The sequence below is a fragment of the Serratia sp. MMO-28 genome (genome assembly GCF_037199905.1).
Lineage (GTDB): Bacteria > Pseudomonadota > Gammaproteobacteria > Enterobacterales > Enterobacteriaceae > Chania > Chania oryzae.
On record NZ_JBBCVB010000133.1, the window covers coordinates 1 to 226 of the forward strand.

Annotated in this window: 1 protein-coding gene; it reads right to left on the reverse strand. The window is 61.1% G+C overall.

Annotated elements, in window-relative coordinates; genetic code table 11:
• Nucleotides 1-226: autotransporter outer membrane beta-barrel domain-containing protein (locus tag WG891_RS27200; protein ID WP_337265136.1), on the reverse strand; the 226-nt coding region annotated here is incomplete at both ends.

Sequence of the window (226 nt, forward strand, 5' to 3'; positions counted from 1 at the left end):
GGCATTGAACCATTCGTACTGCAACCAGCCATGCACATACGGACTATGGCGTTCGCTGGCATTCGCATACCAGGTACCGTACACCCCGACCGTATAGCCCGTCAGGCTGTTGTCGGATTTGTAGCTGGTTTCCCCCGAGTCGGTGGTGCCGGTTGCGCGCCCGTAGCCGGCCATCACCCCCAGCCCGAAGCGATCCTGCCCGGTAAACTGCGTATCCCACACGTCG